Origin of the sequence: Paraburkholderia bannensis NBRC 103871, assembly GCF_000685015.1 — a bacterium.
GTDB classification, from domain to species: domain Bacteria; phylum Pseudomonadota; class Gammaproteobacteria; order Burkholderiales; family Burkholderiaceae; genus Paraburkholderia; species Paraburkholderia bannensis.
Window position 1 is genome coordinate 1 of the sequence record NZ_BAYA01000047.1, and the last position, 24,319, is coordinate 24,319.

General features: G+C 60.8%; 26 protein-coding genes and 1 pseudogene. 12 read left to right on the forward strand and 15 right to left on the reverse strand.

The annotated features are described in order from the left end of the window. Positions 1–685: 685 nt before the first annotated feature. Together BBA01S_RS46375 and BBA01S_RS36390 are read left to right on the forward strand one after the other, a co-directional pair. A complete protein-coding gene (locus tag BBA01S_RS46375; RefSeq protein ID WP_084162764.1) occupies positions 686–1,642 on the forward strand; it encodes a universal stress protein in 957 nt (318 codons plus the stop codon). A 27-nt stretch (positions 1,643–1,669) separates the two neighbouring features. Then, positions 1,670–2,911, forward strand: a complete 1,242-nt coding sequence (locus tag BBA01S_RS36390) for an MgtC/SapB family protein (protein WP_027820720.1) — start codon at positions 1,670–1,672, stop codon at positions 2,909–2,911. Between the two features lie 66 nt (positions 2,912–2,977). Here the strand turns inward: BBA01S_RS36390 and BBA01S_RS36395 are convergent, their stop codons facing one another. Both BBA01S_RS36395 and BBA01S_RS36400 read right to left on the reverse strand, forming a co-directional pair. Further along, positions 2,978–3,964: a zinc-dependent alcohol dehydrogenase family protein gene (locus tag BBA01S_RS36395; protein ID WP_027820721.1), complete on the reverse strand. Its 987-nt coding sequence runs from the start codon at positions 3,962–3,964 to the stop codon at positions 2,978–2,980. A gap of 30 nt (positions 3,965–3,994) precedes the next feature. Beyond that, complete coding sequence (locus tag BBA01S_RS36400; RefSeq protein ID WP_027820722.1) at positions 3,995–4,450, reverse strand: universal stress protein; 456 nt, start codon at positions 4,448–4,450, stop codon at positions 3,995–3,997. Positions 4,451–4,738: 288 nt separating this feature from the next. Between BBA01S_RS36400 and BBA01S_RS36405 the strand changes: the two genes are divergently transcribed. Beyond that, the gene (locus BBA01S_RS36405) at positions 4,739–5,179 is read left to right on the forward strand and encodes a hypothetical protein (protein WP_027820723.1); all 441 of its coding nucleotides are present in this window, start codon (positions 4,739–4,741) and stop codon (positions 5,177–5,179) included. 102 nt (positions 5,180–5,281) lie between these two features. Next, a complete protein-coding gene (locus tag BBA01S_RS44390) occupies positions 5,282–5,662 on the forward strand; it encodes a hypothetical protein (RefSeq protein ID WP_042298480.1) in 381 nt (126 codons plus the stop codon). A 48-nt stretch (positions 5,663–5,710) separates the two neighbouring features. Here the strand turns inward: BBA01S_RS44390 and BBA01S_RS36415 are convergent, their stop codons facing one another. Both BBA01S_RS36415 and BBA01S_RS36420 read right to left on the reverse strand, forming a co-directional pair. Continuing rightward, positions 5,711–6,169: a universal stress protein gene (locus tag BBA01S_RS36415; RefSeq protein WP_027820724.1), complete on the reverse strand. Its 459-nt coding sequence runs from the start codon at positions 6,167–6,169 to the stop codon at positions 5,711–5,713. 58 nt (positions 6,170–6,227) lie between these two features. Then, positions 6,228–7,190 carry a 1-phosphofructokinase family hexose kinase gene (locus BBA01S_RS36420; protein ID WP_027820725.1) on the reverse strand — a complete coding sequence of 321 codons (963 nt, stop codon included), beginning with the start codon at positions 7,188–7,190 and terminating at the stop codon, positions 6,228–6,230. Between the two features lie 174 nt (positions 7,191–7,364). On the opposite strand from BBA01S_RS36420, the gene BBA01S_RS44395 reads away from it, so the two are divergent. Next, a complete protein-coding gene (locus BBA01S_RS44395) occupies positions 7,365–7,577 on the forward strand; it encodes a hypothetical protein (RefSeq protein WP_156966221.1) in 213 nt (70 codons plus the stop codon). A 30-nt stretch (positions 7,578–7,607) separates the two neighbouring features. Here BBA01S_RS44395 and phbB read toward each other — a convergent pair whose 3' ends face one another. Further along, positions 7,608–8,354: an acetoacetyl-CoA reductase gene (phbB, locus tag BBA01S_RS36430; RefSeq protein WP_027820726.1), complete on the reverse strand. Its 747-nt coding sequence runs from the start codon at positions 8,352–8,354 to the stop codon at positions 7,608–7,610. Between the two features lie 287 nt (positions 8,355–8,641). Between phbB and BBA01S_RS44400 the strand changes: the two genes are divergently transcribed. Continuing rightward, positions 8,642–9,664 (forward strand): Acg family FMN-binding oxidoreductase, encoded by a 1,023-nt coding sequence (locus tag BBA01S_RS44400; RefSeq protein WP_042298482.1) that lies wholly within the window; start codon positions 8,642–8,644, stop codon positions 9,662–9,664. Between the two features lie 303 nt (positions 9,665–9,967). Further along, complete coding sequence (locus tag BBA01S_RS36440; RefSeq protein ID WP_245641705.1) at positions 9,968–10,363, forward strand: c-type cytochrome; 396 nt, start codon at positions 9,968–9,970, stop codon at positions 10,361–10,363. A 148-nt stretch (positions 10,364–10,511) separates the two neighbouring features. Here BBA01S_RS36440 and BBA01S_RS47335 read toward each other — a convergent pair whose 3' ends face one another. From BBA01S_RS47335 to BBA01S_RS36480, 8 genes and pseudogenes are all read right to left on the reverse strand, one after another. Next, positions 10,512–10,751 carry a UDP-glucose 4-epimerase gene (locus tag BBA01S_RS47335; protein ID WP_156966222.1) on the reverse strand — a complete coding sequence of 80 codons (240 nt, stop codon included), beginning with the start codon at positions 10,749–10,751 and terminating at the stop codon, positions 10,512–10,514. 43 nt (positions 10,752–10,794) lie between these two features. Next, the gene (locus tag BBA01S_RS36450; protein ID WP_027820728.1) at positions 10,795–11,832 is read right to left on the reverse strand and encodes a zinc-dependent alcohol dehydrogenase family protein; all 1,038 of its coding nucleotides are present in this window, start codon (positions 11,830–11,832) and stop codon (positions 10,795–10,797) included. Positions 11,833–12,029: 197 nt separating this feature from the next. Further along, the gene (locus tag BBA01S_RS44405; RefSeq protein ID WP_245641706.1) at positions 12,030–12,914 is read right to left on the reverse strand and encodes a potassium channel family protein; all 885 of its coding nucleotides are present in this window, start codon (positions 12,912–12,914) and stop codon (positions 12,030–12,032) included. Between the two features lie 135 nt (positions 12,915–13,049). After that, complete coding sequence (locus BBA01S_RS47340) at positions 13,050–13,277, reverse strand: hypothetical protein (RefSeq protein WP_156966223.1); 228 nt, start codon at positions 13,275–13,277, stop codon at positions 13,050–13,052. Between the two features lie 16 nt (positions 13,278–13,293). Then, positions 13,294–13,944, reverse strand: coding sequence for a BON domain-containing protein (locus tag BBA01S_RS36465; protein WP_027820730.1), 651 nt, complete (start codon positions 13,942–13,944; stop codon positions 13,294–13,296). 409 nt (positions 13,945–14,353) lie between these two features. Further along, a complete protein-coding gene (locus BBA01S_RS36470; RefSeq protein ID WP_027820731.1) occupies positions 14,354–15,043 on the reverse strand; it encodes a CBS domain-containing protein in 690 nt (229 codons plus the stop codon). 101 nt (positions 15,044–15,144) lie between these two features. After that, positions 15,145–16,295, reverse strand: a pseudogene (locus tag BBA01S_RS44410) (NRAMP family divalent metal transporter). Between the two features lie 20 nt (positions 16,296–16,315). Beyond that, entirely contained in the window at positions 16,316–16,966 is a 651-nt protein-coding gene (locus BBA01S_RS36480; protein WP_027820732.1) for a BON domain-containing protein, read from the reverse strand. A 239-nt stretch (positions 16,967–17,205) separates the two neighbouring features. Here BBA01S_RS36480 and BBA01S_RS36485 point away from each other — a divergent pair, with 239 nt between their 5' ends. From BBA01S_RS36485 to BBA01S_RS36500, 4 genes are all read left to right on the forward strand, one after another. Further along, on the forward strand, positions 17,206–18,039 hold the full coding sequence (locus BBA01S_RS36485) for a universal stress protein (protein WP_027820733.1): 834 nt from the start codon (positions 17,206–17,208) through the stop codon (positions 18,037–18,039). Between the two features lie 43 nt (positions 18,040–18,082). After that, on the forward strand, positions 18,083–18,889 hold the full coding sequence (locus BBA01S_RS36490) for a universal stress protein (protein ID WP_027820734.1): 807 nt from the start codon (positions 18,083–18,085) through the stop codon (positions 18,887–18,889). Between the two features lie 142 nt (positions 18,890–19,031). Beyond that, positions 19,032–20,156, forward strand: a complete 1,125-nt coding sequence (locus tag BBA01S_RS36495) for a PAS domain-containing sensor histidine kinase (protein WP_027820735.1) — start codon at positions 19,032–19,034, stop codon at positions 20,154–20,156. Between the two features lie 83 nt (positions 20,157–20,239). Then, positions 20,240–20,770: a cytochrome b gene (locus BBA01S_RS36500; protein WP_027820736.1), complete on the forward strand. Its 531-nt coding sequence runs from the start codon at positions 20,240–20,242 to the stop codon at positions 20,768–20,770. 45 nt (positions 20,771–20,815) lie between these two features. Here the strand turns inward: BBA01S_RS36500 and chrA are convergent, their stop codons facing one another. Together chrA and BBA01S_RS36510 are read right to left on the reverse strand one after the other, a co-directional pair. Next, the gene (chrA, locus tag BBA01S_RS36505; RefSeq protein ID WP_027820737.1) at positions 20,816–22,051 is read right to left on the reverse strand and encodes a chromate efflux transporter; all 1,236 of its coding nucleotides are present in this window, start codon (positions 22,049–22,051) and stop codon (positions 20,816–20,818) included. A gap of 114 nt (positions 22,052–22,165) precedes the next feature. Beyond that, positions 22,166–22,537 carry a hypothetical protein gene (locus tag BBA01S_RS36510; RefSeq protein ID WP_245641707.1) on the reverse strand — a complete coding sequence of 124 codons (372 nt, stop codon included), beginning with the start codon at positions 22,535–22,537 and terminating at the stop codon, positions 22,166–22,168. Positions 22,538–22,835: 298 nt separating this feature from the next. Between BBA01S_RS36510 and BBA01S_RS44415 the strand changes: the two genes are divergently transcribed. Beyond that, positions 22,836–24,260 carry an MBL fold metallo-hydrolase RNA specificity domain-containing protein gene (locus BBA01S_RS44415; RefSeq protein WP_042298489.1) on the forward strand — a complete coding sequence of 475 codons (1,425 nt, stop codon included), beginning with the start codon at positions 22,836–22,838 and terminating at the stop codon, positions 24,258–24,260. Positions 24,261–24,319: the final 59 nt, after the last annotated feature.

Consider the following 24,319-nt stretch of genomic DNA (forward strand, 5'->3'; position numbering starts at 1 on the left):
GTCTACGAATGCGTCGACGATCCGCACGGGATTGTCTTCAGCGACAAAGTCTTCGAGACACTCCGGCAGCAACGTGGCCTGATTGCGGCTTGCACCTTCGACGAATCGCCCCATCTCCGCCTCTCGCGCTAACAGGTTGATTCAGTCTAGGCGATCGCGCGGGTTTTGACACAGCCTCGGCCGAGGCTGTGTCAAAACGTGCGATTTCGACGCCGAGCACGAAAATCGACCCACCAGAACGCTGCTTATCGGCTTCGCGGCACTTCGGGAAGGGTGAAGCGACACCCGAAAACCGGGTAATTTCGAGTTTTGACACAGCCTCGGCCACGAAGGGTCAGTCGCGTCGGCACAACGAGGGGCCGATCTGCCGCAGATTGCGGCCAGTCGCCCAGAGGAAGCTCACTTTAGCGCATCTTCGGCCATAACTCGCCGACGCCCCTAACACAGCCGACGAGGCATGTCCCGGACAACCTTGATTCCCGTTGCCCCCCAAAGCACATCTGTCCCTGTGCCGAGCGAATCATTTTGACGCCATGCTTAGAGTCAGCCGCGCTCAAGAACTCGCCCTATATCCGTCGACCGAGCAATCGACCACTCAAAAAGCGTTCAGTTGACCTCTGTCAATCGTGGTGAGGCATCTGCGTTTCAATGTAGACGTACGACTTGTCTACCGATCGAGACAGCGATGACCGCCCATACGAATGACTCCATGTCGCTACCAGTGATTTCAAACATCCTGGTGGCGGTCGACGCCTCGCCAGCATCAGTTGCCGCCGTGCAATATCTCCGTTCGCTGTTGCGAACAAATATGACCGTGCATATCGTGAGCGTGGCGGAAGACCCACGCTCGTTCGCACCATTTGGATCATGGACGGGTCAGACTTTAGACGCTGCGAGGAGCGAACTGCGGCGGGATGCTGAAGAATCTGTCAACGCGGCGCGCTCATCGCTGGATCAGTGCGGCGCGCGCGTCGAAGGAGAAGTCATCAATCTCTGCAAGGAAGGCGGCAACATCGTCGAGGTACTCGATGAAGTCGCCAAGCGCTACGCGGTCGACCTGGTCGTTCTCGGCAGTCACCAGCATCGACGCCTGATACGCTGGGTGCTCGGGGAAGTTTGCGCACCATTCACGCATTTGCTGCGCTGGCCCGTGTTAATGATCCCAGCAGGGTACGAACCAAATGCCGATGAGCGACCCTCACGCATTCTGTTCGCCACCGATGGAAGCAACGAGTCGCTCGCTGCTCTCCCAATTGCGGCTCGACTTGCTACACGGCAAGCAAACTGGCGGGTGATCTACGTGGTCGACCGACTCCTGGCCTTTGGCACAGGCAGCCTTGAAACCCGTCTTGAGGAAACGCTCAGAGAGGTCGGAAATGTGGCCATCGCAAACGCGCACGCCAAGCTTGCCACCTATCAACAGGGCGGATGGCACATCGAAACTGCCGTACTCCGAACTAACAGTTCATTTGACGACATCCCGCACGCACTTAATCGTGAAGCACTGCGATGGAATGCACAGCTACTCGTTGTCGGGACACACGGGCGCCGTGGTTTGACGCGCTGGTTACTCGGCAGTGTCGCGGAGCGCATGACAAGGCTAACTTCCACTCCGATGTTGCTTGTACCGCCAGAAACGTAGTCGCATGCGACTAGTGAAAGCAATGCCATGAACTCGCTGAACGCCGAATACATGCCTTTTGCAGTTGCGCTCGGCATCGGTCTTCTCGTAGGCGCTGAGCGGGAACGTCGAAAGGGAACCGGGGCAACGCGAGCGGCTGCAGGCATCCGCACGTTCGTTGTGATTGCCGTAGTGGGTGCGATCAGCATGCGCCTGGGCGGCACGCTGCTCACGGTCGCGTCAACCCTGGCGTTGAGCGCACTCAGTACAGCGGCGTACCTGCGACCAAGCGACGATCCGGGACTCACAACTGAATCAGCGATGATTGCCACGTTGTTGCTGGGCGGGCTCGCCGTTGTCGACGCCACACTGGCGGCGGCGTTGGGAGTGACTCTGACAATCGTGCTCGCCGCCCGCTCACAACTGCATGATTTTGTAACGTCCAGACTGGGACGTGAAGAAGTCTTCGATCTGCTAACGCTCGCCGCGTCTGCCCTGGTTATCCTTCCGATGCTGCCCGATCGCGCCGTCGACATCTTCGGCGCCATCAACCCGCAGACCGTATGGCGATTCGCTGTGCTGGTAATGTTGATCAGCACCATGGGTCACATTTCCCAGGTTGCCCTGGGGCCACGCATAGGTCTCGCGTTCGCCGGGCTTCTGGGTGGTTTTGTTTCCAGCGTTGCGACAATCGCCGCAATGGCACGTCGAGCCAAAGCGTCTCCTGCCACCCCATTGCCAATGGCTGCTGCAGCCGCTTTGTCCTCCGTAGCAACACTCACCCAGCTATGCGCGGTCGTCGGCGTCGTATTCAAACCCCTGCTGCTCCCACTCGGTCCGTCGCTCGCTGCCGGCACCATTGCGTCGCTCGTCTTCGGTCTTGCCGTGACATGGTTCGCGTCCCGAAGTCCGACCCAGGAGGCAATGGTCGTTGGACGCGCAGTCGATATCAAGGCCGCCCTGATCCTCGCTACAACGCTCATGATGCTTACGCTGGCCAGCGTGCTGCTAACGCGTTGGCTTGGTAACACGGGGATTGCTCTCACCGCAGCTGTCGGCGGCCTGGCAGATGCCCATTCCACGGCAGCCACCGTTGCATCTCTGGCGGCTCAATCGCTGATTACACCAAAAGAGGCGGTTCTCCCCGTTCTCATTACGGTAACGTCGAATGCATTGACGAAATGTGCGGTAGCGATTTTTCTGGGCACCCGCAATTTCGCGGTGATCGTGATATCCAGTCAAATATTCATCGTCGCAGCTGTCTGGGCAGCGTGGGCCATCGAGCACTAACCTGACTTCCGGCCACCTGCGCAAGGCACACACAACATAGGCATTCAACTGCTAAACGCAGCACGCTCAATCCATCGTCAGTACCGCCGCGCCGGTCAGCCTGCCTTCGCGCAGATCAGCAAGCGCCTGATTGGCACTGGAGAGCGGGTATTCCGTTACCTGTAACGAGAGCTTGTGTTTTCCGGCGATGTTCATGAATCGAATGCCATCTTCGCGTGTGAGGTTGGCAACAGAAACGATGCGTCGCTCCCCCCATAGCCACGCATAAGGGAACGACGGAATGTCGCTCATATGAATGCCCCCGCAGACTACCGTTCCGCCTTTTGCGAGCGCGCGCAATGCTACTGGCACAAGGTCACCGACCGGGGCAAACAGCAGCGCGGCATCGAGTTCGACGGGCGCGCGCTGATCGCTGCCGCCTGCCCAGACTACGCCGAGCCGACGTGCGAATTCCTGCGCCGCGACGTCGCCGGGACTCGTGAAAGCATAGACGTCCCGGCCCTGATGCTGCGCTACCTGCGCCACGATGTGGCCTGCGGCACCGAAACCGTAAATGCCGATACGCTCAGCGTCACCCGCCATCACGAGCGAACGAAAGCCAATCAACCCGGCACACAACAATGGCGCGGCCTCAGCATGGCTGTATTGACGCGGCAAGTGAAGGCAATAACGCGCATCCGCGACAGTACGTGTCGCGTAGCCGCCGTCAATCGTATATCCAGTGAACCCCGGCGCGTCGCAAAGGTTTTCTCGACCATGTACACAGAACCGGCAATGACCGCATGTATGGCCGAGCCACGGTACGCCCACGCAATCGCCAATAGCGAAACCCGTTACGCCACGTCCGAGTGCTGCGACCCGACCGACGATTTCGTGGCCGGGAATCAAAGGTCGCTTCGGGCTCTCCAGGTCTGCTTCGATGACATGAAGATCGGTGCGGCATACACCGCACGCAGCCACGTCGATCAATAGTTGCCCCTCGCGTGGTGAGGGATCCGGCAACTGGGTTTCACAAAGGACAGGACTCTCGCCATCAAAGACCATCGCTCTCATGATTCACTCCTGAGCGCAGCGTCACGAGGTTTAGCAACGCACAATCAAGACTGGACACGGCGAAATGCGAAGAAACTCCTCGGCAACACTTCCCAGAACCGCCCTGCTCACCCCGTGCTTGCCATGGGTTCCCATGACAGCCAGATCAGATTCCCGCGTTTGCGCGCAACGCTTCAGGCAACGAGCGATTGAATCGGATTTCCCAAGCGTCTCGCTGATCTCGACAGAAACCGAAACGTCCTGTTCGATTGCCGCACGCCTTACGTCTTCCAGCGCCAGACGGCCGTCCCCGTAAAGCACACGGCCGAGCGCATCCGGGTCGTAATAGCCTGAATAGGGAGCAACGCCCCATTTCTGCACGACATACACAGTATGCACGTGTGCGTGCGCGAGCGCTGCCAGTGCGATGGCTTCCCGTGCGGCGCAGCGCGCCGATCCGCCGCCGTCGACCGCCAGCAAAATGCTTTGATAAACAGACGATGTCATCGCCTAGCACTCCGCAGTGCACGGCGCAACATGACGCGCACGCCCACAATACAGGTGCAGTCCTGAAGGCAACTGACCTTGGTCAACTGGCCGCCAAACGGATCCCGTTTTAGCAAGCTGCTCTGCGCGCCCCCAAAACTGGTTGATCTAAATCAACAGCTCAGGCCCGTGAGTCGCGAGACTGATAAGGGCACGCAGCGACTGACTGCCTGGGGAGGTGCATGATGGAGACGCAACCTGCCGGCCTCGAAACAAGGTCGGCCAACCTCAACCAGGTAAGGATGAAATATGTCAGCCCGTGTTGATTTGAGCGCAGTACAGGACATCTATCGACTGTGTTACATCCGCACGCCCTGGGCCTGGTTCACGCGCATCGCGCTCGATCAGCAATGGGGTGAGCGCTGGGAACGCGGCCCGTATATGAGCGAGTCAGGCCTGCCCTATGCTGACGAACCGGATCAGATCCTTAAACTCGGCTTTGACGGTTCCCTACTGAGCCCGGAGGAAGGCGCGCACGCCGACACTTACAGCGTGCAGGACATCAATGCGAAGAAGACCGCGTGGCTTCACACCGAAAATTATTTTGGTGGCTTCCCTATTCGCATCATGGCTGGCGTGAGCTTACAGCGATTTACGGAACTGGTTGAACTCGCCGGCGGAATGGTCTACGCGCCGCTCGGCTGGGGCCAGTTGCCAACGTTACACCTCACGTTGGATACGACCAGTTGAACCCTTATCCCGTGACCGATAGCCCGAAGTCACGAATCGCGCGCCGGCACGGGCGCGAGCACTTCCGTCGGGCGAAATGAGATTGCCGTGGAGTAATCGATCATGAACGATGCCTTTGAGCGCCGGGCGCTGCTGCAGCAGCTCGGCAGCGTACTGGAAATGCTGACCAACGCGAAGGAACATGAGTATGAAGTACAGCTTGTCGGGGAACTGATCCGCAAGTATCCATCGCTCGCACAGATGGCACTGCTCGACCATGTCGCCCAGACGACGTCGCTGCGCGAACTCGAACAGCGCGCACTGCATGCGTTTTGTCGCTGGCCGGCGCTCCTGCTCGAAGACAGACTCGATCGCAGTGCGCTGGCTTCCCCGGTCAGGCAATGGCTCTTCGACGATTATGACGCCGGGTGGGAGTTCTATTGCGCGGCCCTGGCGGCCGATGTACCGTGGTTCGCAGAGGCCGCAGCCGATGCGACGATGTGAAAGCACAACGGATCTCATTCATCGGTGTCCTGGCCCCGGCGGCACTGGTCACCGGGTCACATCGCGTACGAGCAACACCGGGCATTGAGCGATGCGCACGAACTGCTCGGCGACGCTGCCGAGCAAAGCGCGTTTGACTCCACGCCGGCCGTGCGTGCCCAGCACGACGAGTTGCGCGCCATAGCTCGAAGCGTCGCGTTCCAGACTTTGCGCCACGCCGTCGCTCATGTTCTGCACTTCAAGCAGTCTTGTCTCGCAGGGCACGCCTGCTGCCTTCGCTTCGCTGCTGGCCGTTTCAAGCATCTTCAGGGCGTCCACTTGATACGCGTCGATCACCTCCGCCGGCACATAAGTCAGTCCCGTGCCTATGCTCATCAGTGACACGATATCGAGCACGTGCACGATCTGCAGGTGCGCACCACACAGGCGCGCGATTTTCAACGCTTCGGCCAAAGCCAGCTTCGACGTTTCGCTGCCGTCGTACGCCAATTCGATCTTCCCGTACATATTGGACTCCTCGCGGGACTTGGCCCCGCACACCAGGTTCTGTACCGCCGTCGTCGCGTCAACTAGCGCTCTGCGTGAGGGCTAATAAGCGCGCCACTTCGTCAGGGTCGCATAGCGCGGTGCCACTCGACAACAACGTTGCGGAGGCAGCGGCCTGCGCAAGACGCGCTGCATCCAGGAGCGAATCGCCGCGCCGCAACGCGACCAGCAAGCCCGCAAGAAAGCTGTCGCCCGCACCGGTCGCACCGGCTACCGACACCGGAAGCGCCTGAAGACGGAGCGTCTCATCTGACGAAACGAGCAGCGCGCCGCGGTCCCCCAGGGTCAAAGCGACAATCTGCGCCCGGCCGTCGTGAACGATCTGCCGGGCGGCCTTAAGCCAGTCGGATTCGGTGGGCAATGGACTCCCGATCAGGCTCGCCAACTCGGCAAGACTCGGTTTCACCAGAAAGACGCCCGCATCAAGCGCGAGGGAGAGCGCCGGCCCCGAACTGTCCAGCACCACGCGCAAGCCTCGCTGCCTCGCGCTGCGGGCCAGCTCGGCATAGGCCCCTGACGGCAATCCTGGTGGCAGACTGCCGCTCATCACCAAATAGCTTTCCGAGCCAGACGATCCGTGCGCGGCTTCGAGCGCGTCAAGCACCATGAGGGCGGCCTGCCATTCCTCTTCGCTGACATGTGGGCCCGGCAAAACAAAGCGGAATTCGCGGCCGGTCGCACGCTCAGTTACCGAGAAGTTCTCGCGCGTTTCGCCTGCAATGCGCAAGCGCCGGCTTTGTATGCGTTCGTTCGATAGCATCTGCTCAAGCCTTGCGCCCGCAGCTCCACCGGCAAGGTAGAGCGCGAGGCAACGCGCCTGCGCACCGTCGAGGCGTCTCACCACGCGCGCCACGTTGATGCCCCCGCCTCCGGGATAGCAACGCGCGGGCTCGCAGCGCAGCTTATGGGTATCGACAATCCGATCTACCGCCGTCCAGACGTCAACGGCAGGGTTCAATGTGAGCGTCACGATCCCGGTCACCTTGCCTCCTTTGTGTAGGCATTCCCCTACACGCCATGAATTGGCCTTACTCCAGTTTCAGCCACGGCTCATGGTAAGGCACGCTAACGCTTCCCATACTGGAATCGTCGCCCCACCCGGTCTAAGCCGCCCACCTAAAGGAGTGTTGACGTGTCCTCCGTCCCGATGCATCAGATGAACGCTGCCGCGCTACCCGCCATCGCCGCTGACGATTCCGAAACCCGGCTCGCGCTTGCCTGCAGCGCCGGCATGCTCGTCACGCTGGACGGCCAGATCGGGCGCGAAAAGTACCAGAGTGTCGCAGCGTCACTGCTGGCATTCCAGCGCTTCGCCGCTGCACTGCGCGACGCTCTTGAGATACCGTGCGCGCGTTCAGCCGTTGAGTGACACGCGTCGCTCATACCGTCGCACAGACGGCTATTGCATATGCATACCGCCGTTGACAGGAAAATTGGCCCCCGTCACGAACGCTCCGTCGTCTGAACAGAGGTAGGCAATCAGCGAAGCGACTTCTTCCGGCCGCCCAATGCGCCCTACCGGAATCTGAGGCAGGATGCGCGTATTCATGATGTCCTGCGGCACGGCGGCTACCATTGCGGTCGCGAGGTAACCAGGCGAGACAGTATTGACTGTCACACCGCATTTCGCGACCTCAAGTGCGAGCGACGTCGTGAAACCGTGCATCCCCGCTTTTGCGGCAGCGTAGTTCGTCTGTCCGAACGCGCCACGCGATCCATTCACGGAACCAATATTGACGATTCGGCCAAAGCCCCGCTCAACCATCCCAGGTAGAAATGGCTTCGTAAGATTGAAAAGACTGTCTAGATTCGTACGCAGCACCGTGTCCCAGTCAGGTTTCGTTAGCTTCAAAAAACTCGCGTCGCATGTGATGCCAGCGTTATTGATGAGGTCATCGACGCCATCGAACTGCGCCGCGACCTTGCGCGCACACGCGATGCATGAGTCGTAGCTCGATACATCGAGTTCGAATGCATGGAACGTGCGCCCCGCTTCCCGTTCGTGATGCAGCCATGTCGCGACATGATCGTTTTGCTGCGAATGCGACACGACAACGGTGAAACCCGCGTCGTATAGCCTGCGGCTGATGGCCTCCCCGAGCCCTCCCATACCACCGCTGATAAAAGCAATCCGCTCCTTTCGCATCGCACGCTCCTTTCGGACGGTAGCCCGGCCGCGCGTCGGCTCGAGCGAGATATCGGTTCACTATAAGAACCGTTCCTCTCCAGCGCTTGATGTGCATCAACTGATATCGTGCGCATCAACCCGCGTGTGTGTGCCGAATTGAATTGACGTAGATCAAATCTGGTGGGGCAATCGACCCTACACTGACTCGCACGCAGAAGGCGCTTCCCGATTGACGATTCAGGGCGCTCTATTTCACAGCGAATTCAAGTCGTGCGCCCCGCGTCATCACACAGGCTCCAGACATCATGCTCGATACTACGCAAGCGTGTGCAACCGACCGTGTACCCGGCAAGCTCGGCGACGACTGTCTGCGTTACGTCTTGCATCAGGCAACACTCGCCCCGTCGAACCACAACAGCCAGCCGTGGCGCTTCGTGACCGATCACAACCGGATCCTGCTGTGCGCCGACAGACTGCGTGCGCTGCCAGTCGTGGATCCGTTCGATCGCGAGCTGACCATCAGTTGTGGAGCTGCGCTTTTCAACATACGCGTGGCTCTCGCGAGCCTCGGCATCGGCTATGCGATCACCCTTTTTCCCTCGAGCCTCGATCCAGATCTGCTTGCCGACGTGCGTCTGATAAGGGATCGAAGCGTCGGTGCTGAACTAGCTCCGCTTGCCAGCGCGATCGCGCTTCGGGTCACTACGCGCCATCCGTTTTCCGCGCAGCCTGTCCCCAAAGAGGTGGAGAACGCGCTGATCGAAGCGGCGCTCGCGGAAGGCGTTGACGTTGCCTGCGCGAGCGATGCGCAAACGCGCGAGGCACTCGCAGACCTCGTCGCCGAAGGCGACAAACGCCAGTTCGCCAGCCCAGGGTTTAGACGCGAACTGGCGAACTGGATCCATCCGCGCCGCACTGGCGACGGCATGCCTTCGTATGCCGCTGGCCTGGGTTCCATGCTCGACTTCGCCACACCGCTGGTCGCGTCGGCGATCCGCACGTTCGATGTTGGCAACGGCGTCGCTGCGACCCATCGCAGCCTGGCGGCCGGATCTCCTCTTTTGCTGTGCATTGCGACAGGCATTGACGACGCACACGCATGGCTCGCAGCCGGCGAGGCTCTGGAACGCGTGCTACTGATGCTCACCTCGCATGGATTGTGCGCTTCTTATCTGAACCAGCCGATTGAAGCGACTGAACTGCGCACGCAGTTGAACGCACTGCTCGACTTGCCGAAGTCCGCCTTTCCACAAATCCTGCTGCGCATTGGTCACGGTACGCCTGATGCCGCATCGCCACGCCGCCCGTTAAACGAAGTCGTGACGTAAAGCGTGGGAAAACTGACGGCCAAGGCTTCTACGCCTCATTCCGGCGAGAGCTGTGGCACCAGACGAGAATTAGCTTCATGGCAGCGACGTTGCCGCTGCTTATAAGGTGTTGGTACGGTGTACCTCGGCCCTGAGGTATGCGTGGATTTACGGCGCCAGGTACGGCGCCGTCTTTTTTTGCGAACCTGCGGCATCCGGGCCATGCCCATTTGACACATATCAATGGCGCTGAATCCATGCCTGACACCATGAACTGACGACTCGTCGCGCTAGTCTCGCTATCCATCCCCAGGGAGATGATCGATGTCACCCACCTCGCTTACTGTCGCAACTGGGCCGGCAACACTACCATTGCCGTCACGTTCCACCTTGATCCTCATTCACGCCATCGCGACATGCGCGATAGCGTTTCATGGAAGCACCGTGCACGCACAGCTTCCCGAACCGACCGAACTCGTCGATCAGCAGCACTGCATGTTTTGCCACACATCGGACGCGCCTTTTCTTGCGCCGTCGTTTCACCAGATCGCGCAACGCTACCGCGACAAGCCCGACGCGCGGCTCATGCTCGAGGACAAGCTTCGGCACGGCGGCAAAGCGCACTGGGGAGATATGGCCATGCCGTTACCGGCGGATCGCGGTGGCCCGCTTTCCGCCGAAGATGCACATACGCTGATTCGCTGGGTATTGAGCCAGTAGTCGCAGCTTGCTTCACCGGCGTGCCAGCCGCGACCGTCACGCACTGCTATCGTGCGTGCTTCAGCGGCTGCCTCCCTGTGTCTGCCCTACGCTGCGGATCGATGCCGGCACGCCAGCGGTCTTGCTTCATGTGCCGACTTATCTCCTGCTAGGTTTCGAACGCATGTCGATGTCTCAGATCGACCCACACCATGCCTTCACGCAGCCCTTCCAGCAAGGCCTCGTGCTCGGTTTTGAAAGTAAGATGATGGACGAATGTATGCGTGGCCCGCTGCTGAGCCGCCTCATGAGCAACGACGATTTCGCACGAAAAACCGCCTTCGGGTGCGGGTGACGTACGGGCATCAACGCTCCAGCCCGTAGCGTCAATATGTCCATTGAGTGTCACGATACCAATCTCCTTGCTGTGCGCGCGAACACCAACTCGCGCATCACATCTCGATAATCACTTTCAGCGCATGCGTATCGGCAGCGCGAGAGAAAGTCTCGTAGGCCTTTGCCGCGTCTTCGAATGCAAATCGATGGGTAATCAGCCGCCCTGGATCGATGCGTCCGGCGCACACCGTCTTGAGCAGCATCGGCGTGCTGACCGTATCGACGAGCCTCGTGGTAATGGTGACGTTACGATCCCAGAGTTTGTCGAGAAAAATGGATGCCGGTACGCCGTGCACCCCCACGTTAGCAACGACCCCGCCGGGAGCCACAAGTTGCTCGCAAAGCTCGAACGTCGCTGGCACGCCAACGGCCTCGATCGCGCAGTCCACGCCCACACCGGCCGTGAGTTTCATCACGGCAGCCGCCACATCGCCCGCACGCGGATCGATGCAGTCTGTAGCGCCAAATCGCTTCGCGCACGCCAGTCGATTGGGATCCATGTCGATCATGATGATCTGCGATGGCGAATAGAATTGCGCAGTCAGCAGCGCGGCCAGTCCGATCGGACCGGCGCCGACAATGGCTACCGTGCCGCCCGGCTCTACCCTCCCATTGAGCACGCCGCATTCGAAGCCTGTGGGCAGGATGTCCGACAGCATGACGAGCGCCGCCTCATCTATACCTGAGGGTATCCGGTACAGGCTCGTCTGCGCGTGCGGCGTGCGCACATATTCCGCCTGCGTTCCGTCGATGCGATTGCCCAGAATCCAGCCGCCCGTTTTGCAGTGCGAGTACATGCCGCGGCGGCAATATTCACACTGGCCGCAGCTCGAAATGCACGATACAAGGACGTGATCGCCCACCTTCAGCGTCGATACGCCACTACCGATTTCGTGCACGACGCCAACGCCTTCATGACCCAGGATGCGACCCGGCTCGCAAGTCGGCACATCGCCTTTGAGGATATGCAGGTCGGTTCCGCAGATTGTCGTCTTCGACATCTTGACGATCGCGTCACCCGGTTCCTGCAAGGCTGGAACCGGGCGCTCCTGAAGCGCGAACTTCCCCGTACCGTTGTAGACCAGTGCTCTCATGTTCCCTCCACAGAATTCTGGAACCCAGCCGCCGCGACGGCAGCCACCTGCGCGCGCATCACCAGCGCGACACCTGACCAATGATGATCGGCGACGAAGCTGCCCAGTTGATCTCGGTCAAGCACCCGGGTATTCGAAGAAGCGCGACAATCGACGATCAAATGGCAGTCCGCGCGGCCAGCACTCCTTTGCGCACGTTAGTCGGCTCGCTCAATCCCCTTTCGCCTCGCACACGCGTCTGGCACAACTTCGGCGCCATCGCGAGACATCGCTCTGGCCGACTTCGAGGTGACGGCTGCACGCACGCTTTTGAACTCCCTGCGCAGTGCCTGAATGTCCTCATGGAGTGTCTTGATATCCCGATGCATCTCGTGCCTGAGCAGCCGCTCCTCCTTGCCAATGAGCCATGCTGCAAGTCCGGCAAAGACCAGCGAAAACATACCGTAGCCAAGCAATACGACGAAAACGGCGAAGATGCGTGACGCTGGCGTCGTGGGCGCGATATCGCCATACCCTACCGTGGCGCTGCTTTCGAATGCGAGCCACAGTCCCTCGGCATAGCTGTGCACACGAGGTTCCAATGCGTAAAAGCCCGCGCCGCCAAGCAGAAGAACCATCGTCCCCGCTACCGGCAGCCATGCGAGCCTGGTCGGTTCGACGTAGATGCGCAAGGCAATAACAATACGCAATGCAATCATTGCCATGAACGCGAGCCTGAATATCCATTCGAACGAAGACCACGGTGTCGCGCCACCGATCAGGCTGAGGAAGGCCCCGCAGGCGATGGCGAGATCAAACCCATATCGGCCACGTAGGCGCTCGTGCGTGAGACCTCCCCGCGCAGATTTGACAAGGGCTGCTGCGCAAGCCGACGCCATCACCGCGTAGAGCGAGCGGGCGACAAGCAGCGTGGACTGCGATGGCGCGAGCAGCTCGATATAGAACGCGGGAATGGCGATCAGGCAACCCGTGAGGAACGCCCAATGCGCAAATGACGGTACAGCCGTGCCACTCCTTCTGTCCGATGAATGGCCGGCCTTCGTTGCCGTCGCGTGTACACCGCTATTCATTTGCGTGTTCATCGTTAAGCGAAACTTAGCGGGCTACGAACGGTGGGACGAGAACGTTGTTCCGTCTCTCCCAGTGAGACCGCCGTGCAAAACTGCTCTCGAAGCATTCCGCCGCTATCGTGACAGGACGCCCATATATAGTGCGCTTTACGTCACCAATTTTCGGCTGGAGATCAGGTATTCGCATGAAACAGTCCGGTTCACAGCGCCACACACCAGTCCAATCGGAATGCCGAGCGCGGCATTCCGGGCCAGGGTGTCCGGGAGCAGTAAATCTCCGTAGCGATGGATGAGCAGCACGCCGGCACAAACAATCGCCGAAGCGGTGACGATCCTGAACGCCAACCGTTCGAAACGACAAAAGAAGCGATACACGAAACGTCTCGCTGCGTCAGACGACCCTCAGGAGATTCACAATCGTATGAACACCCTGCGTCGACCTGGCAGCGCCGTGGACGAGCTGACGCTCGGCGTTGGAGGCAACGTTGCCGGTTAGCGTAACCGTCCCACCGTCAATACTGATCTCGACATGCCTCGCTTCGCGTTCGCTGTGTCGCCCTATCGCGGCACGAATCGCACGCGCGATGTCTTCAGCGGAAGTCGCGCCTCGAATGCGGATGTTATTGCTCACTGCCGTCACGCCAAGCAAATGTCCGATCGCCTGCTGCGCAGCATGGCTCTGATATCCCCAGTCGCACTCGCCCAGCAAGGTCACGCGGCCTTTTTCCACTTCAACCTGGATATTCTGATTGTTGACGCCAACCGTCCATTCAAGGATCGCACGCACCGTATTCGCAATATCTTCGTCGCTGCGCGCTTCATCCCGAGGGATGCGCACCTCCAGCTCGACGGCAATGCCGCGCACTCCGGCCACGCGCTCCGTTGCTCGCTGGATGGCGAGTTTTGCCGCATAGCTCGCTAGATGGCCCGATAACGTAACTACGCCGTTTGACACCTCCACCCCGACAGCAGCGGGCTGAATCGACCGATCGCTGGCCAGTTCGGCCTCGATGTCACGTTTCAGTTCAAGGTCAGATTTCATGAGAGTCCACTCCTGCTTGCGACACCATCATCACATCACCGGTACGCAGGCAAAATGTCCACGCACGATTTTCCCGTCATGGCTTGCCCGACGAGGGAAGCGTCGCGAGCCTTTCGAGACGCCCCATCAAATTGGCTGCCTGGCGCTCAAGAATCCGGTCACACCGCCATTCAGACATGAGTTGCCTGATTCTCGCCTGCCAATACGCGGGATCGTTGGCCGGTCCCCGTATGGATAGATGAGCCCTTGTCTGCTCCAGTAAGGTGATTGCCGCCCTGATATGCGACAGGTCACGTTCAAGCTCACAAAAAGAGCGCATCCAGTGATTCCTCACGGTTCGTTGTTCGTCAGCTTGTCCAGCCATGAAGGCGGCATGCGGGCACAGCGTCTGTCCAGATGATGCTGGCCGTTACATCGGCGTGAAATAGGTGGGATAGCCGAGATGGTCTTCCACGCCCTTGACGCCCATTACGCGTTCGGCGCTAACGCAGATTGCCCTGCGTTCTTCCTCCGACGTAACAGTCCCCCAGAGGTGAACGACACCATCTTTAACCACCACATTTTCCGCAGCCATCGCCCAGCGATGACCATCGAGCACCTGCAGGACGTGCTGGCGCAGCGCCTCGTCGGAAGCCAGCGCGTCTGAAGGGCCGTGCGCAGCATGCGCAAGCGCCTGCACGAGATTGGAACGGCTCACGATCCCAAGCACCTTGCCGTCGACGACGACAGGCACCCGCTTGATGTGATGCCGTTGCAAAAGATCCGCCACTTCCGCGAGTGGCGTTGCCGGCAGGACACTCACAACGTTCTCCGTCATGACATCGCTGATTTTCAGCGCGTGCTCCTTCAGATACTCCGTCGCGAGCCGGCGCGTTGAATGGAGAAACTCCGCGAGCCAGGAACGTTGCGGCTTGCCTGTGCCCGTTTCAACACGGTGCAGCAGGTCACCCTCGCTAACCATGCCGGCGATCTTTCCATCTTCTCCAATCACCGGCAGACCACTGATGTGATGTGTCGCCATCAGGTTGGCTGCGTCGAAAACGCTTGCCGAAATAGGCACGGAAACAACTTCCGTTGTCATGATGTCCGAGGCTTGCATGTGCATTCTCCCAGGGTCGAATGGGTTTGTGACGCTCCCAATGTAGCGATCAATGCCCCTTTGCAATTGACCTCAATCAACCGAACTGCGCAGTAGCGTCATCAATGCGCGGCAAGCATCGCCATTGCGCCAACACCCATCACCACTGTGCCCAGCCAGCCCAACGCCCGAACCGCCCATCCCGCCGTGAAATCGCCCATAACTGACGGTTTCGATACCAGCAGGATGACTACCGCCATGAGCGGCACAGCAACGACGCCGTTGATCACCGCGCTGATGAACAGGGCTCGCATGGGACTGACCGGCGAATACTGCAATACGAGCCCGAGCAGTACGCTTACCGCGATGATTGCGTAGAAACCGCGGGCATCCGCTACGCGTCGCTCCAGACCTTCCTTCCAGTCCAGCGCCTCAGACAGCGCATAGGCTCCGGAGCCCGCCAGAACAGGCACCCCAATCATGCCGACACCGAATATGCCAGCCGCAAACAGCGCATAGGCGAAGTCCCCGACAAGCGGGCGCAACGCGCTTGCGGCCTGCGCTGCCGTATCGATCCTCGTCACGCCGGCGACATGCAAAGTCACGGCGGTCGCGAGCATGATGAACCACGCCGCGAGATCGGAATAAAACATGCCGCTCCATGTGTCCCAACGAATGCGTCGCAATTCGGTCGGCGCGGCACCGGGATCGCGCACGAGCGGCGCGCTTTCCATATCCTCGATTTCTTCTGCGGCCTGCCAGAAGAACAGATAAGGGCTGATGGTCGTCCCGAACACACCCACGATGACCACTGCCGAGGACGCATCGGGCGTGAAGTTCGGCCAGAACGTACGCAGTGCGACCTGGTGCCACGGCACGTGTACGGTGAACAGCACCGCCGCCTAAGCGAGCAGCGAAAGCGTGAGCCACTTCAAAAAGTGCACGTACCGGTGAGCAGGAGCCCCACTACGCCATAGAGCACGAACGGCGGAAATGCGGCCTTGATATTGGCAGCCAGCCCCCTGCCCGTGACACGGCCAAGATCGGCGCACATCGACTGGATAGCAGCCATCAGCGGAAACGCCAGCGGCATCGTCCACAACATCGCAAGACCGTACTGCGCGCCTGCCTGAGCGTACGTAGCGATTCCGCTGGGATCATCGTCAGCGACACCCGTGATCAGTCCTGGGCCGACTTTCGCAAGTGGATGCGACTTCAGCCGGTCAAGACAGGCTTTCAGGATGCCGGTTCGGCGATCGTCCCTCACATCCATCGGCTTTCCTCCCGGACGGTTCACTCCACAGTCAACTCGTCAACCACTGCACCTACACCCGGCGCGGCCCACGCCGCCCCGCGCGCCACGGCGCGCTCCGCATACGAATGAACGGTTCCCGATAACGTCACCGTACCCTCGCGAACCGACACCCGGATGTGCCGTGCTTCGCGGTCTGCATGACGGTGCATGGCGTCGAGAATGTCTTTGCTGATTTTTTCCGGCTCGGCGAGATGCCTGACTTCGATCTGGTTCGAAACACCGGTTACGCCGCGCATCTGGGCGATCGCCCGCGCGGCCGCCCGACTCTGCCAGGCATAATCGACCGTGCCTTTGAGCACGACATGGCCATGCTCGACCAGCACGCGCACCGCGCCCTCGCTCAAGCCTGTTGTCCAGCGCAGCATGCTGTGCGCGAAGTTCGCGATTTCACCGTCGCCTCGAATTTCCTCTTCCGGCAGGCGCACCAGCAGCTCGATCGTGAGCGCCCGGACACCTCCTACGCGCTGCGCAGCCTGCTCAGCGGCAATCTTCTCGGCCAGGCTCGCGGGATGGCCCTTGAGCGTCACGACACCATTCTCGACCTCTACGCTGATGGTGGATGCTGCCACGCCGGGTTCCCAGTCCAGTTCTGCTTCAACGTCCTGCTTGATCTGAAGATCGGATTTCATCATTGCCTCCATCAGGTCCGACAGATATCGGTTTTACGTGCCGAAGCGTGGCATGGCCTGGCTTCTTTCGACTGATCTACGTCAATCTGCGTCATCACACTGGCCCGCTTCGCCACCATGGGTCACTCAACGCGAAAGGCTCGCGCCGGGTTGATGCAGGTCAATTGCAGTCGCGCATGGACGCCTAGAGTGAATCGCTAAGTACGCCGCGGGTCTTTCTTTCGCTGGGAGTGTCGATCATGGAGTACCGCAGCATTCTTGTTCACCTCGATAACAGCGAACGCGCACGAGCCTGCGTCGATGTCGCGCTGCACGTGGCACAGCAGCATCGGGCGCACGTGAGCGCCCTATACGCACCGGCATTGATCGAACACCGGCTGGACTACGTGTTCACGTTCGGAACCGAATATTGGGATCGGCAAATTCGTGAAGAAGATGATCGACGACGTGCCCTGGAACACTATTTCCTGTCGCGGCTCGCAGACGTAAAGCTCACAGGAAACTGGCACACAGCTCAGCAAGCGGCGGAGCGCGAAATGATCGCGCGCTCCCGGCTGGCCGACCTAATAGTGTTGCGTCAGAGCGATCCGGAGGATCCGAATGCATCCCTAGGCAACCGCTTTCAGACCCGCATCACCTTAGCGGCGGGCAGGCCAGTTCTATGGGTGCCATTCACCGGCAAGTTTCCGGGCGTGGGGAGTCAAATCGTCGTTGCATGGGATGGAGGCCAGTCGGCCACGCGTGCGCTCTACGATGCCTTGCCCTTCATGCGGCTTGCACAACAGACCTCACTCGTCACATTCACACTTGAGAACAAGGAACGCGACCGTATTCCTGGCGCCGACATTGGACTCGTGCTGGCCCGTCATGGCATTGCAGTTGAAGTGGCGGCCTTGCGTCCGCCTCCGACGGCTTCCGTTGAAGCCGCCTTGCTGTCGCGCGTGAAAGACAAGGGCTGTGATCTGCTCGTGATGGGCGCGTACGGTCACGCCCGGTGGAGGGAGATTCTGCTTGGCGGCGTCACGCACGCGGTGATGGGAGCGATGCCTGTTCCTGTTCTGATGTCGCATTGAGCGTATCCGCCAGAACGGCGCAAAGGTCTTGAGGGAAATGGCGATGGATTTCAAGAGTCTGCTTGTGCATCTCGACGACACCGAGAGATGTGCTGTGCGCGTCGCGCTCGCGCTCGATCTGGCCGATCGCTTCAATGCGCATCTCGCCGGTCTTTATCTGCCCTTTTCGCCTATCGGCGGCGCCGATGAGGCACGCGCCGCGGAACAACGCCGCGCCACTGCCCATGCGAGCTTTCTCTGCGCAGCCGAGCGCGCCGGTCGTATTGTCGAATGGCGCGCACCCGAACCGGCCGACCTGCAGTGCGCAACGCTCCATGCACGTCACGCCGACCTGCTCGTACTCGGTCAACATAACGCGCAAGGCCGGTCCGTTAATGTCACCGGGGATTTCGTCACGGATCTGTTGATGACGTCTGCCCGCCCTGCCGTCATCGTCCCGTATACCGGCGCATTTTCGTCATTCGCGCAAAACATCCTGATTGCCTGGGACGGCAGCCGCGAGGCGGCGCGCGCCACTTCGGATGCGTTGCCACTACTGGTTCGCGCACCGCGCGTATCGATCGCGGTCGTTGCGCCTCCAGGCAGCGCCGAGCTCGCACGGGCCACGGACGCTGCAATCGATGCGGCGGCGTGGCTCGATCGCCACGGCGTTAGCGCCTCGTTCCACGAGAGCGTTTGCGAGCATCGTGTCGAAAGCGGCGTGACCCTGCTTAGCCGCGCAAGCGATGTGAACGCCGACCTGTTGGTCGCAGGAGCGTGGGCACACTCACATCTGCGCGAACGGATGCTGGGTGGCGTCACCCGCACCCTGCTCGAATCCATGACACTGCCTGTCCTGATGTCGCATTGAAGCACCGCCCTTTGGGGTGAAGCGCAAAGCGATCGCCTGTCGCGCATCTACGATCTCCTCCAGACTTTGGCCTACTATTGGCACTGTCGACGTGCAAATTACGTCGACTCCCGCATTGCCACCAAAGTCACCGGAGCGCTTCATGCAAACGGCTAAGCCGGCGTCCTGGTATGGGCGCAACAACAGCAATATTGCGATCGAGGAGCGCTATCGTCTGCTTATCGACGCCGTCCATGATTACGCGATCTTCATGCTGGAACCGACCGGCTGCGTAGCCAGCTGGAATCAGGGCGCACAGCGAATCAAGGGCTATACGCCGGACGAGATCGTTGGCCAGCACTTTTCGCTGTTCTACACAGCGGAAGATATTGCGGACGGCAGGCCCGCGCGACTGCTTGATGCCGCAATGCGGCGGGGACGAGTGGAAGACGAAGGATGGCGCGTTCGGAAAGACGGCAGCCGATTCTGGGCAAATGTCATTATCACCGCGGTCTATGACGAACATGCCGCGCTGGTTGGCTTTGCCAAGATTACCCGCGACCTGACAGAACGGCGCAGGCTCGACGAACTTGAGCGCGCCCACATGACCTCGGCACTCGTGCAGCACGCGCGCGAAAACGAGCAAAAACGCCTCGCTCGCGAACTGCATGACGACCTTGGACAGCGGCTGGTTGCCCTGAAGATGGCGTTGGCCCGCCATCAGACAGAACTCCTCGAAACATCAACTGAGGCACACAGCGCACATCTGCCCTCACTTGGCGAAATCTCCGCGCAGATCGACGAGCTAACCGTCTCGGTGCGTCGCATCGCCGCCGACCTGCGCCCCCTGCTCCTCGACGACTTTGGCCTGGAAGCCGCGCTCGAATCGATGGCACATGACTTCGAGCATCGTCACGGCGTGACGGTGCAGTGTGATCTGGACCCGCATATGCCGCAGCTCGATGAACCCGCCTCAACCGCGCTGTTTCGCGTCGCGCAGGAAGCGCTGACCAATATCGCACGGCACGCCAGGGCGCACACCGTGACGCTTGGCCTGACGGGCCACGGTGCGATAATCAGGTTAAAAATCCGCGACGATGGTACGGGTTTCGATACGCATGCGGCTGCGCGGCCCGACGCGTTCGGCCTGACCGGGATGCGGGAACGCATGCTGCAACTGGGCGGCACGCTTTCGATCGAGAGCGCGCCTGGAGCCGGAACGGCGATAGTGGCCGAACTTCGCTTGCCAGCCGCACAGCGTGTCCGGCTGACTGAACCCCGCGCTTGATTTCGGGCGCTTAATCTTCGGTTAAGTTGAGGTCTTCTAGAATCGCGCTTTCGACCGGCTTATTTTCCCAGGAGAGACTGGCCATGCAAAATGCCGCCGATGCGCGCTACGACAAGACCGCACGACTGCTTCACTGGCTCGTCGTCATACTGGTCGCGGCCCAGTTCGTGATTGGCTGGACGATGCCCGACGTACATCGCGATACGAAGCCCATCGGCGAAATCGCATGGCATCTGGGCGTGGGCACCGCGCTCATCGCCGTCATGGCAGGTCGTATCGTCTGGCGCGCGACTCACCAGCCGCCGTCGCAAAGCATCTCCAAAGCGTTGCGCGCCGTCTCGGCACTCACGCATGGCGCACTCTACGTGTTACTGCTCGTCGTGCCGCTGCTTGGCTGGATCAACGCGTCGTCGCGCACGTGGGTCGTCAAACTGGGCGGCCTCGTTGCGCTGCCTTCGCTTTCAGCGTCCGGCTCGTCGTTCGGGCATGCAATGGGCGATGTACATAGTGCGCTGGCATGGGTACTGCTGGTGCTAATCGGCTTGCACATCGCCGGCGCGCTCTATCATCGCTTTGTGCTCGGCGACGGCGTGTTACAGCGCATGCTGCCTTGAGGCATCTCGCCCGTCTGCGGGAGCACGTGAACTCGCGCAGCGCGCCTAGTTGAGCAAGGCGCTCCCCGCCATTCCCGCCAACGTGCAAAAGAGTACGACCGCGAGGGGCGGGGCCTTCCACTTCACCAATGCCACGAAGCCGCTGGCGGCGATCGCAAAATCAACCGGCGAACGTACCGCACTCGTCCAAACCGGCGAATACAGGGCAAACGCCAGCAGGCCCACCACGGCAGCGTTCACGCCAGCAAGCGCCGCCACTACGTGTGGACGCATACGCATCGCCTGCCACCACGGCAGCGCCGCGACGACGAGCAGCAGGCCAGGCAAAAAAATGCCGATGACCGCTATGGCTGCGCCGGACCAATGACCAGGTCCCGTCTGACTGACCCAGCCGAGAAAGGCTGCGAACGTGAACAAGGGCCCAGGAACCGCCTGCGCAGCACCGTATCCCGCGAGAAACGCCGCAGGCGACACCCATCCCGGTGCGACCGTCTGCTGCTGAAGCAAAGGCAGCACGACGTGGCCGCCGCCGAATACCAGTGCACCCGCCTGATAGAAGGCGTCGAAAAGGCGCAACCCCTCGCTGCCCGAAGCCCCAAGCACCGGCAGGCCGGCGAGTAGGCCCAGATAAAGCGCTAGCGCCATGCCAGACACGCTGCGCGACCCTCGCCATCCAGACACCTCTCCTGCCCCAGGCTCACAGGCCTTTGCGGCGGTCCCGCCACACAAGCCAATGCCGAGCAACGCTCCCACGGCGATCACCAGCACCGAGGCATACGCTGTAGCCAGTACCGCAAGCATCACGATTGCGAACAGCGCGATGCCAGCGCGACGACCGTCCGGGCAGAGCCTGCGCGCCATGTCCCAGACCGCCTGCGCCACGACAGCCACCGCAACAAGCTTGAGCCCATGCAAAGCGCCATTGCCTGCCCAGCCCCCCAGGTCCGGCGCTGCGGCCGCAAAGACGATCATCAGCAGGACCGAGGGCAGCGTAAAGCCGAGCCACGCGGCGAGACCCCCGCGCCAGCCGGCCTTGAGCAGCCCGATGGAAAAGCCAACCTGACTGCTCGCCGGTCCGGGCAGAAACTGGCACATGCCGACAAGATCACTGAAGGTGTGCTCATCCAGCCAGCGACGGCGCTCAACAAACTCGCGACGAAAGTAGCCGATGTGCGCAATTGGCCCACCAAAACTCGATATCCCCAATTTCAGGAAAACGAGCAGAACCGCAATCGTCGAGTGTTCTCGAGTCGAGGGCACAGACGGGGTGTCGAGGGACATGAAGTGGCGCCAGTGTGTGCGAAATGGAAGAAGGATACCGGTTCGACAGCCAGGAGCATGCCGTTTCGCGCCCCACAGGGCAAGGCTGTCATCGTAACCGCTGCCTCCGGACGCTCAGCGCGTGACGCCCACCTCACGCGCAAACTCGATCTGAGCCTCACGCAATTGCGCCGCGCAGCTCCGGTACGTCCAGCCCGGACCGCCGTCGACGCTGTACATACCGCGGCACAGTCCTTTAAGCCGGATGACGGTCGTCCCATCGTCCGCAGTGCGTCGCGTCGCCCAGAAATACGCTACGCCAAACTCGTGAGGCATGCGGGTTTCGATGGTGTTGTCGTCCAGGCGCTCGATCGGTGTCACGGAATGCCGCTGCACGAATAGACGCGCGCGGCCCCAAGCCTGTGCGCAAGCCGCGTAATCGGTGCATTCGACCTGCGCCTGCTCGCGAGCGGCCTCCAGATCGGCTTCGGCGCGTCGGAACGCCAAGCGGCTAGCGTCAGAGGCGCACGCAGCAAGCGTTAGCGCCAGCACAAGGGAAAGCACGAGTGAAGCACGCGGCAATTTCAGCGATTGCTCCCGCAGAGCCATGGTCGGATTTCCACAAGAACACGGCCAGGTCGGATCTGGCCGGTGCCTCCAATGTAAGAGGGGCGGCCCGCTCGCCATTGATCTGGCTCAATTCATCCGGCAAGCACACCTTCCTGACACAGATCAAACGCCCTTTCTCAAAGCGCGCTCCAATCGATCTCACTAGCGCCGCAAGGCGCGATGCGAGGAGAACATGATGAAGCTGACCTTCCTTGGCGCGGCGCAGACAGTCACAGGCTCGCGCTACCTGCTGGAAGCCGATGGCAAGCGGGTGCTGATCGATTGTGGCCTGTTCCAGGGAACGAAAAACCTGCGTCTTCGCAACTGGGAACCGTTGCCCGTCGCGGCCGACACGCTCGACGCCGTCATCCTCACACACGCCCACATCGACCATTGCGGGTATCTGCCCGTTCTCGTGCGAAACGGCTATCGAGGACCTGTGTTCTGCACCCCCGGCACCGCAGACCTGTGCGATGTGATGCTACGCGACAGCGCCCGGCTGCAGGAAGAAGACGCAACGTTCGCCAATCGTCACGGGTTCTCCAAACACCATCCGGCGCTGCCGCTCTACACCACCGAGGACGTGGAGAGAACGCTGCGTCTGATCGGGCCGCGCGAATTCGACTCGCCCGTAGCGTTGAGCTCCCGGCTGTCTTTCCGCCTCTTGCCCGCTGGCCACATTCTGGGAGCGGCCAGCGTCGTACTGTGTTGCGGCCACACCGTGATCGCGTTTTCCGGCGATCTTGGCCGCCCTGAGGATCCGCTCATGCGCGCGCCCGCGCCCCCCGCGCATGCAGACTATCTGGTGGTCGAATCAACCTATGGCGACCGCCTGCACGACGCAATCGATCCGGAGGACGAACTTGCCGCAATGTTTGCGCGTACCTTCGCGCGCGGCGGGATCGTGGTGATGCCGTGCTTCGCAGTAGGCCGCGCGCAGGAGATTCTCTACTACATTGCACGGCTGAAAGAGGGCGGCCGCATGCCAAACGTGCCCGTCTATCTGGATAGCCCGATGGCGATTAGTGTCACCGACCTCTACCGCCGTCATATGGGCGAACATCGCCTGACTGTCTCCCAGATGCACGCGATCGACCATGCCGCATTTATGGCCCGCACGGTCGACGATTCGAAGTCGATCGCTTCGCGCCGTGGGCCTATGGTCATCATAGCGGGCAGCGGCATGGCCACGGGCGGCCGCGTGCTGCATCACCTGAACCTGTACGCGTCTGACCCACGCAATACGATCGCGCTCGTCGGCTATCAGGCGCCCGGCACACGTGGCGCGGCTCTGGAATCGCATGCGCCAGTGATCAAACTGCACGGCGATTACGTGCGCGTGCGTGCCGAGATTTCTTCAATTTCATCCCTGTCCGCCCACGCCGACTATCGCGAGACAATCCGCTGGCTCGCCGGCATGAACTGTCCGCCTTTACGCACCTTCGTGACGCACGGCGAGCCGGCAGCGGCCGACGCGCTGCGTCGCCGGATCGTCGAGACGCTGCACTGGGATTGCTGCGTGCCGGAATATCGCGATACGGTGGAACTTCCTGAAGATCCTGCTCGCGAACACCCTTGTCCGCCCTGCGAATCAACGCACATCCCGGACACGACAAACTGACCCGCCACAGAAGCGTGGCGCATCTGATCCGGAGGCCATAATATTGAGACGGACTGCAT